General features: G+C 56.9%; 8 protein-coding genes. 1 reads left to right on the top strand and 7 read right to left on the bottom strand.

Annotated features, from left to right (window positions below; genetic code table 11):
- The first annotated feature begins 147 nt into the window (after positions 1-147).
- A complete protein-coding gene (locus PROAA_RS16445; RefSeq protein ID WP_186412388.1) occupies positions 148-1,119 on the top strand; it encodes an IS5 family transposase in 972 nt (323 codons plus the stop codon).
- A gap of 133 nt (positions 1,120-1,252) precedes the next feature.
- On the opposite strand, the gene PROAA_RS16440 is transcribed toward PROAA_RS16445, so the two are convergent.
- The 7 genes from PROAA_RS16440 to PROAA_RS16410 all read right to left on the bottom strand — a co-directional run.
- Positions 1,253-2,611, bottom strand: coding sequence for a phosphatase PAP2/dual specificity phosphatase family protein (locus PROAA_RS16440; RefSeq protein WP_186412387.1), 1,359 nt, complete (start codon positions 2,609-2,611; stop codon positions 1,253-1,255).
- Entirely contained in the window at positions 2,608-4,368 is a 1,761-nt protein-coding gene (locus PROAA_RS16435; RefSeq protein WP_186412386.1) for a bifunctional alpha/beta hydrolase/class I SAM-dependent methyltransferase, read from the bottom strand. The genes PROAA_RS16440 and PROAA_RS16435 overlap by 4 nt, the downstream gene beginning before the upstream one ends.
- A gap of 23 nt (positions 4,369-4,391) precedes the next feature.
- Complete coding sequence (locus tag PROAA_RS16430) at positions 4,392-5,117, bottom strand: CDP-alcohol phosphatidyltransferase family protein (RefSeq protein WP_245664312.1); 726 nt, start codon at positions 5,115-5,117, stop codon at positions 4,392-4,394.
- Positions 5,068-5,724 (bottom strand): YybH family protein, encoded by a 657-nt coding sequence (locus tag PROAA_RS16425; RefSeq protein WP_186412384.1) that lies wholly within the window; start codon positions 5,722-5,724, stop codon positions 5,068-5,070. The genes PROAA_RS16430 and PROAA_RS16425 overlap by 50 nt, the downstream gene beginning before the upstream one ends.
- Before the next feature lie 53 nt (positions 5,725-5,777).
- Positions 5,778-6,710: a phosphatidate cytidylyltransferase gene (locus PROAA_RS16420; protein ID WP_186412383.1), complete on the bottom strand. Its 933-nt coding sequence runs from the start codon at positions 6,708-6,710 to the stop codon at positions 5,778-5,780.
- Between the two features lie 87 nt (positions 6,711-6,797).
- The gene (locus tag PROAA_RS16415) at positions 6,798-8,036 is read right to left on the bottom strand and encodes a threonine/serine exporter family protein (RefSeq protein WP_186412382.1); all 1,239 of its coding nucleotides are present in this window, start codon (positions 8,034-8,036) and stop codon (positions 6,798-6,800) included.
- Positions 8,037-9,207 (bottom strand): DUF1015 domain-containing protein (locus tag PROAA_RS16410; RefSeq protein ID WP_186412381.1); only part of this gene is annotated, 1,171 nt, incomplete at its 5' end.

The raw sequence follows: 9,207 nt of genomic DNA, 5'->3' as shown, positions 1-9,207 counted from the left end.
CACGACCCCCGTGTCAAATATGCCGCCTGAAACTTCATACTTCAGCTGGCCGGATCAATAAGGAAACACTGAACAAGTAGCGCAAGGGGTGAACGGTTCTTTCGTCATATTGTCCGATAAAGAGGATTGATCCCAAGGGATGAGACGATGAAGCAAATGACGCTGGCGGCAATGCAGGGATTCGAGAAACACAGCAGAGCGACGCGCAAGGCCGAGTTTCTGGCGCGCATGGAAAGGCTGATACCGTGGGTCGAGTTTTGCGCGTTGATTGAGCCGCAGTACCCGAAGGCGGGAAATGGTCGTCCGCCGGTGGGTTTGGAGCGCATGCTGCGGATGTACTGCATCGCCAACTGGTTCAACCTGAGTGACGAAGCGTGCGAAGATGCCCTCTACGATGTTCCGGTGTTCCGCGAGTTCTGCCGGATCGACCTGGGTCGAGAGCGGGCACCTGATGCCACGATGCTGCTTCATTTTCGCCGCCTGCTTGAAGCCAACCATCTCGGTGCCGCGCTGTTTGCCAAAGTCGGTGAATTGCTGATGGCCAATGGCATGAGACTTTCTGGCGGCACGATTGTCGACGCCACGTTGATTGCCGCACCGCCCTCGACCAAGAACCAAGACAAGAGCCGCGATCCGCAGATGCACCAAACCAAGAAAGGTAACGACTGGCACTTCGGGATGAAGCTGCACATCGGGGCGGACAGCAAGACCGGTCTGGTTCATAGCGCGAGTGTCACTGCGGCCAATGTTCATGACAGCCATGAAGTACCGAATCTTCTGCATGGCGGAGAAACTCGTTTCTACGGCGATAGCGCCTACCGGGGCAAGGCGCAACGGGAACGACTCAAGGCGATTGCGCCGAAGGCGAAAGACTTCACCAACAAACGCGCCTACAAGAACCGTCCGCTGACCGACGCTGACAAGGCCACAAACCGACGAAAGTCGAGTGTACGTTCCAAGGTCGAACACCCATTTCTGACCTTGAAGCGTCTCTGGGGCTTCGCCAAGGTTCGCTATCGCGGCTTGGCGAAGAATGCCAATCGAGCCTTCGCCATGCTGGCCATGCTCAACATCAACAAATGGGGACGACCGCTCACGCGACAGGTGCGTCCGACATGAGCAGAATGCCGGGAAATTCCCCGCATCAAGGCCCAAAACAGGCCATTTATCCGATGAAAACTCGATACGAATCACAATTTCATCTCAACTTACCCTCGTCGCCAAACTTTGCGGCGGCTTGTTCAGCGCTTCCCTAAGGCAATTCAGGTAGTGCCTGATGAAAATCTGCAAGCATCGCACGATGCGTCCGTCCGAGCACAAGTTGTGGTTGGTGAGCGGCAACCATTGCGATCGCTGCGTCTACGCTGCACGCCCTCTTACTGAGTAAGAGCCATGCGGCGACAGCGCTCGCCGAACGCGAGAAGCCGAGGGCGCAGCATACGAGCAGCGGGCCTTTGCTATGCAACGCCTCGATCTGATTCGCGGCAAGTCGCAATTGCGTTACATCGGGCGTCACGAGATCGAGCCATGGCAGGTTTTGGATTGTCCAGTTGCCGCTCGGTGCGGATAGTTCAGCGGTCAGGTCAAGCAAGGATTCAAAATGGCCAGCCCTCATGTCTTTTCGCGTAGGCATTCTTCCGAGCCAAAGGCCCTCCATAATTGCATCGGGCTTCGGATGTCTGAATGTCCAGATTCGAGAGTTGAGCCAGGCTATGGCAATGTACGGTGCAAGAATCCAGCCAGTGGCAATGCCCAATCGCCCATTCCGTTTTTGAAAGCCTTCTGGACCGAATCCAAAGTAAATCAGGGCGACCAACAGCAAAGAAATCGCCGGCCAGAGTAACCATAGTCGCCAATCTTGCGCTTCACCATACAACGCAAAAGCAATGCAAAGCGAAGCCCCTAGCACATAACGAGCGCCAAGCCGCCGACGTTCCGGGGAGGCGGAAAACCTCCAGCGGGCTAAAGGTGACGGTCCTTCGTCCGGCCACAGCCACAGGCAAAACAAACCAAGTAGTGCGCCTGTCGGAATGTCAATGAAATGGTGCTGGTAGGTTGTCAGGACGGATACGAATATTAGGATGGCCCATAGATTCACGAGATGCCTCAAAGCGTTGCTGTCGACCGTGACATAGCGCACCCAAAGGACAATGAGAAGCGCAATGTGCAGGGATGGCGCCTGATTGAACGGTTTGTCAAATCCGGCAAGGGCGGTGTATAGCGTCTGGTAAGCGCTGTCAGTCAGTGGTGGTTTTTCGAAACTGAAGCGGAGAGGGAAGACGATGAAACAGGAAATGGCGATGATTTGGGCGCTGAATAGTCGACGGGCGTGACAGTCGACCTCCCTCCGACTTCGACAAAGCAGGAAGGATAGTCCATAGAGCAGATCGATCGACCAATAAGGAACAATGGACCAGCCGACGAACGGGATGCTGCTTTCCCAATCAAAGACCAAGGTTCTCGCGTGCGATTGCGTTTCTGCCCACCAATTCGCGAAGCCGTAGGAAATAAAGAAGAAGGGTCCGAGAAATAGCAGCCATGCGATGCTGCGTTTCAACAACTGCCATGGCTGTGCATCTGGCAGGGTTTCCGGTAACGCTCCTCTTGTCATGCGGGTCGTCGTTGCGCCAAGGCTACGGTGAAGATACCCCACTCGTCGATGCGTTGCTCAAGCTTCTCAAATCCAGCCTCAGCAACCAATTGGTCCATTTCGGCTTGCGTCCTGCGGCGCATAATCCACGGTTTTCCGCCTCGATGACTTGTGAGGCTACGAGCAATGAGTTCGAGTTGTGGATGCCAGGGCTGCCCTGTGTAAATCAGATACCCGCCGGCCCCAATAGCTTTGGAAAGCCCGAATAGCGACCGGCTGACGGCGTCATTCTCTGGGAACAGTTCGTATAAGCCGGAAACGATGCCGACACTGGCTGGTGGCGTCGTCGCCGCGAGTTCAGTGGCATCAAATGCGTCACCAGCGACGAACTGGGCGATGTCTTCGAAGCCACTCGCTCTGATCAAGGCCGTGCCATCCTTTACGTTCATGTTGTCGAAGTCGCGCAAGCGAATCGACTCCGGACGTCGTGGATAGTGCTGCAAGGCATCGAAAATGTAGCGGCCGTGTCCGGCAGCGATGTCAAGGATTCTGACGGCTTGCCGATCCCGATACAAATTTTCCATCGCCAGACACAACAACTCCATGATGTGTTGTTTGCGCTGGCGAATGCCGCGCCAGCCGATGGCATTCAGATAGATCTTGTCGATCAGCCGGCCAACAATGCCGTGCCCCGTCGGCTTGTTGCGATAGACATAGTCAAGCGAGCTTCCGGAATCGAAGCCCGTTTGACGGCCGAGGCGAAGCCCGGCTGACCACAAGCTTCCAAACCTGATATTCAAGCGTGACAGACTCCAGTAGAGGCTGCGGGGCGACAGTAGTGAAAGCGGTCGTGAAAGGGCTACCGCTTCGTCGTACATGGCTCCATGCTGGTCAGCCGCGCGAAGATCCGGGCGATACAATGGCGCCGCGAACTGGCGGAGAACGAACTCCCGGGTTGTGTTTATGGCTGCTCGCCGGTCATATTCGCCGAAGGTGTCATGCAGAAATCCGGTGAGGACATGCTTTTCCTTTATCGAGCTCCCCAGGCGGGAAAAGAATTCATGTTGCGGGGCGTGATGCACGACCCAATCTTTCTCCGATATCAGCAGCAATGTGGGTGCCGTAATGGCTTGCGCGTCGGCGATGATGCGTGGAGCAGTCCTGTATAGATCCAGCAACATGTTTACGGAAATGGAGCGACTGATCAGAGGGTCTGCATCGTACGATTCTTGACGTTGCACGTCGCGCGTCAAAAACCTGGACTTGACATAACTGCTGACAAAGAAATTGCCCAATAGGCGATGGGCGAGACTCAGGCCGCGTACGGCAAACGGAACATAAAGCTTGACCTTGAAGGCCGGCGAGGCAAGCACCAGACAACGGACCGGTGTGGCGTAGTCATGCGCCCAGACGCCGACCAGCACAGCGCCTATGCTTTGGCCGAGAATCACCATGTCATCCGTGGCCACACCGTGGCTCGATTCGATGTGCCTGACAAAAGTATTCACGTCACGTACTGAACATGCAAGGCTTGGCGAAAAGCCACGAACTCCCGGTGAGCGACCATGGCCACGTGCATCCCAGGCAAAGAAGTCGAAATCCGGGAGATCCAGTTCGCTGGCCAGATGTGCCATGCGGCCGGAATGTTCATGCCCCCGGTGGAAGATGACTATTGCACCGCGACGCGGCGTACGCTCGGCCGGCCAGTGTTGATAGAACAGGGGAACGCCATCATGCGTTGTGAAACTGGCTTCCAGACTGGGACGAGGTGCACTCATATCGAATGATATCTTCAGAGATTCTATAAGTCTGCCAATCCGCTGCGAACGCGGTTGAAGGCTGTGATTAGAAGCAAAATCGCCATGGCCGGCATGATCCAGAAAGCCCACGAGGGCAACTGACCAGCCATTCCATAAACGAGGCCAAGGACGCCGAATACCACTGCCCTGTCACTCTTTCCCATCGGGCCATCGTAGCGGCGGCACGTGCCTATCGACAAGCCAAGTGCGCCTGCGAATTCACACAAGGTGGAAAGGAATATTACTGCGCCGACACTGGGCCAGCCAAACGGCGGAACGGCAACAAAGGGCACATACAGAGCGGCATCAGAGATTACATCGGTGAGTTCGTTCAGGTAGGCTCCCATTCGCGATTTTTGGCCGTGCTCCTGAGCGAGCATTCCGTCAATTGCATTGAGGGCCATGCGCACAAACATCCACAATGGCAGCAACAGGAACAAGGTCTCCTGCTCGGAAAAAAACAGCAATAGCCCCAATAGGCAAGATGCCGTCATGGTGCAAAGCGTCACCGTGTTCGCTGAGATATTCGTTTGCGCAAGGCGATCTACCAAGGGCCTAAGATAGGACTGGAAACGCTGCTTCAGCGCGTAGGTCGAGATCATTGGTTTTGTATCAAGCTTGCGACGCGAGGCAACTCGGCATGATTGAACGCAGCATGCGCGGGTTGCTGTGAAGACGTCATTGGCGTCGTCGCAGGTAACCGATAGTAAATACGGCCAGACTGCCAAGAAGGACGCCTCCGACGCCGGCGAACCAGATCCAGCGCTCGGCTTCCGCCATCAGTGGGTTGGTGAAGACGTTTGCCGACAGATGCAAGGTGATGATTCTCCAATTGCCGTCGATTTTGCCTAAAGTTGAACTCCATCGAGAATCGAGGTGGAACAGGTCGCGTTTGTGGGGGTAAAACGCATCGTCGACTTTCCCGTCAGCTACGGCAACGTCACCGTAAAAGTGCGCTGGCGCGCTCAGTGATACTTTGGTTTCATACTTCTTCAGAATTGCGCCCTCGCCCCCAACCATTCGCGAGTAGTACGCTTTCACTTCGCTTTTTCCACGCGAAACTTCCGCATTCAGCCAAGTCACTGTTACGTTGTCTGCCATCATCGCCGTTAATCGGTCGACATCTTGCGCGTTAATGCCGGCTTCAACTTCGTTCATCAAAGCGCGCAGTTGCTTGCGGTCTTCCTCATGCCCATTGTCGTCAGCATAAACGGTTCCTGCCAGTAGCCCCGCATAAATGGCCAAGACAGGCAAGAATTTGCGCCATACAAATCGTGTTTCGACGAAAGTGCGCATGCTAGAAATAATAGTGATACGGCGAAGAAAACAGTCCATGATGACTCCGAAAAAAATGGAATACGACAAGGGGTGGCACGGCGCAAAAACCTTCAGTATGGTTGCATCTCCTGCCAAACCAGGATGCCATAAAAGAACAGCGGTGCTGTATAGATCAGGCTATCGACGCGATCGAAGAATCCGCCGTGGCCGGGCAATAATTTGCCTGCGTCCTTAACCCCTGCCATGCGCTTGATCGCAGAAACTGTCAGGTCACCTGCAACGCCAGCCAACGCAAGGGCAGTGCCATAAATGACAGCAATCAGGCTGCTCAATGGAGTTAGCAAGGGACCAAGAAATGATGCGATTACCGCTGTAGTGGCCAGCCCGCCGAGCATACCTTCCCGCGTCTTGTTTGGACTCAGTGTAGGCGCGAGTGGTGTGCGACCAAACATCTTTCCCGATATATATTGCGATACATCATTCAATTGAGTGATCATCAAGAGAAAGAGTACCAGGCCGTTCCCACCGGAGAGCGTGACAAGTCGAGCAATGTAGCTGAGGCAAAAGACAGTCAAAAAGACGCCCAGAAGAACCGTAGCGCTGGTACGCCAAACGCCTGCGCCGCGACGGACAGCAAAGATCACGCTGACAAGCAGCAGGCAATAGAGCGGAATGAATAAACCGATGCTTACATTGTCGGCGTAGTAGGCCAATGCATAAAGGATCGGTGTTGCCGCGTAGATGGCAGCTAGAACCGGAACAGGCTGATGGCTGCTCCCGGTGAGTACGAGATATTCATGGAGGGTGACAGCACTGGCTATCGCGAATAGAAGCACTATGGCGGTTGGCCCTATCGTGAGCGCTCCTATCAATGCGGGCACTATCATCCACCATGTACGCACTCGCAGACGCAAGTTCGTGTAATCACGATCAGGAAAAGCGTTCACCAGATAACGGGTTATGCCACTGCCAGCTACAAGAAACAGCAGGACGCCGCCGTACGCAATCCAGATATTCGAGTTTGGAAGCAAAGTGGTATTCATGGCCGCGCATTATCCGTCACGACTCGGTTGATTTGGCAAGTCACTCTCCGACTCATGTGGGGCGCCTTTTGCACGTGACTGCCGGATTCAGCGCACCGTATTCTTCCGGACATCGCGTCGGGTGAACAGCAAGGGCGCGATGTTGTCGGCCAGCAGCAATCCCACAGCCAGCACGGCACCCGTAAGGACCATGTCGGTGATCAGGCTGATGCCACCGGCGCTGTCTTTTTCCATCAGGGCGTGCAGGCCGCGAAATCCCATACTGCCGGGAACCAGGGTGATCAGGCCGGGAATTTTCACCAGGAGGTTGGACTGGCCGGTGAGATAGGTATAGAGGTGGCCCGCGCTGGCCACGGCGAGCGCGCCGACGAAGGCGCCGACGACGTTGCCGAGAACGGCGCCGACCAGCGAAAACACCGTCCAGGCCAGCAGACTGCCGCCAATCATCGCATGTACGGAGGCGAGCGGCGCCTGCAAAAGACCGAGCATCGAAACTCCGAGCGCAGCGATGGCCGGCCAGATGACCCAGGTCGGCACCAGAGCGAACGTTCCTGTAGTGTGCGCCGGGAAGAGGTGCTGGCTGATTTGCGTGCCGATCGCCAGCCCGGCGCCCATCATGAACAACAGGATGAACGCTCCGGCCAGTCGCCCGGTGCCGGCGAGCAGGTTTTGGGTGGCCAGTTCGGACATGGCGATGGTCAGCGTAAAACCCGGAAGTAGAAAAACAACGCCGGCTACGGCGGTGATGAACGGGGTTTGCTGGGGGAATACCAGGCTGAGCGCATGGGCGCAGATAGCCGCTACGGTACACAGGATAACCGGTGCTGCCGGCCCGAGACGTGGAACACGAGCCAGTGCGAGCTGGCCGCCGACAAAGAGCATGCCCACCGTACCGCCGCACAGTATCTCGGTCCATCCGCCGCGCAGGAGTACGGCCACGGAAGCGGAGAGCAGAAAGCCAAGGAAGACGAACGCCGCGCCAGACCAGCGTGGCGGTGCGCTGATGATTTCATTGAGCTGCACTTCACAGCGACCCAGGCTGCCGATACCTTCCATTTCGCGAATCAGTTTTTCCAGGGCAATCAGGCGCACCATGTTGAAGTCGTAGGGTGGCAGGCGCAACATTTCAACGCGTTGCGTTGCGTCTTCGTCCGTAATGTTCAGCGTCAGCATGGTCAGTACCGCAAAGCATTCGACGCGCACACCGAAGCGCTGCCCGATGCCATTCAAGTGGCGTTCGAGATCATGCGTCGGCATGCCGCTGATGTGCAGTGCCTGCGCCAGGTCGCGCAGGAACCTGGCCAGCCGATCCAGGTTTTCCGTCATTCAGTCCAGCACATGCGACACCAGACCGTCGGCCAGTTTCGGCTCGAACCAGGTCGATTTGGGCGGCATGACTTCGCCGGCATCGGCGACCGACATCAAGTCGGCCATTGGCGTTGGATGCATGGAAAAGGCGATAGCCTTGTTGTCGTCGATTCCACACTGGTCGACGCGCCGTTCCAGCTCGCCGAGCCCGCGGATGCCGCCGACGAAATCGATGCGCGTATCGCGCCGCAGGTCGGTGATGCCGAGGATTGGCCCGAGAAGCTGATCGGAAAGTACGGATACGTCAAGGCGCCGCACCGGGTCCAGCGTTGGGACGAGATCGGGGCGGATCGTCAGGTGATACCAGCGCCGATCAACGTACATGCCGAAGACACCAGTGTGCTCGGGCTTGACCGGGGCAGTCGATGGCGTCACGGTGAAGCGCACGCCGACAGCCCTGAGGAAGTCGTCGACCGATTGTCCGTTGAGGTCGGTGACCACGCGGTTGTAGTCCATGATGCGCATCTGACGGGCGGGGAAGATCACCGCCAGGAAGTACTCGGCCGAATCCGGTCGGCCTTGGCTGCCCGTTCCACGGCGGGCCGCGGCAACGCGCGATGCGGCCGCCGAACGGTGGTGACCGTCAGCGATGTAGAGGTTGGGCAAGGCGCTGAATACGGCGCCGATGCGTTCTATCGCGCTTTCATCGTCGATCAGCCAGACGCTGTGGCGAATGCCGTCGTCGGCCGTGACGTCTGCAACCGGATCGCCTGTTACTGCGGCAGCAATCAATTGTTCGGCATCGTCGTTATCCGGGTGCGCCAGTAGCACCGGTCCGGTCTGCGCGTTCAGCGCCTCGATCTGGCGTACGCGGTCGTCTTCCTTATCCGGGCGCGTGAATTCGTGCTTGCGGATGCGGTTGCTGTCATAGTCGGCAACCGAGGCGACGGTGATCAGGCCGGTCTGCGTGTGCTCGCCCATTTGCAGCCGGTAGGCGTAGTAGCAGGGTTTGGCGTCGCGGACGATCACGCCGGAATCGATCAGCGTCTTGAGGTTTTCGGCCGATCGGGCATAGACCTCGGGCGCGTAGTGGTCGACGTCAGGCGGCAGGTCGATTTCGGCCTTGGAAATATGCAGGAAGGAATAGGGCTTGCCAGCGGCGCGCTGACGTGCTTCCTCGCTGGAGAGG

This window comes from Candidatus Propionivibrio aalborgensis, from assembly GCF_900089945.1.
GTDB classification, from domain to species: Bacteria; Pseudomonadota; Gammaproteobacteria; order Burkholderiales; family Rhodocyclaceae; genus Propionivibrio; species Propionivibrio aalborgensis.
The sequence above is the reverse complement of the archived record's forward strand: the minus strand, read 5'-3'. Positions and strand labels throughout refer to the sequence as shown.

What these genes read in the sequence shown, in the direction of transcription:
- PROAA_RS16440 (WP_186412387.1), bottom strand. Translation starts at nt 2,611, where the DNA reads ATGACAAGAGGAGCGTTACCGGAAACCCTGCCAGATGCACAGCCATGG.
- PROAA_RS16435 (WP_186412386.1), bottom strand. Translation starts at nt 4,368, where the DNA reads ATGAGTGCACCTCGTCCCAGTCTGGAAGCCAGTTTCACAACGCATGAT.
- PROAA_RS16415 (WP_186412382.1), bottom strand. Translation starts at nt 8,036, where the DNA reads ATGACGGAAAACCTGGATCGGCTGGCCAGGTTCCTGCGCGACCTGGCG.
- PROAA_RS16420 (WP_186412383.1), bottom strand. Translation starts at nt 6,710, where the DNA reads ATGAATACCACTTTGCTTCCAAACTCGAATATCTGGATTGCGTACGGC.
- PROAA_RS16425 (WP_186412384.1), bottom strand. Translation starts at nt 5,724, where the DNA reads ATGGACTGTTTTCTTCGCCGTATCACTATTATTTCTAGCATGCGCACT.
- PROAA_RS16445 (WP_186412388.1), top strand. Translation starts at nt 148, where the DNA reads ATGAAGCAAATGACGCTGGCGGCAATGCAGGGATTCGAGAAACACAGC.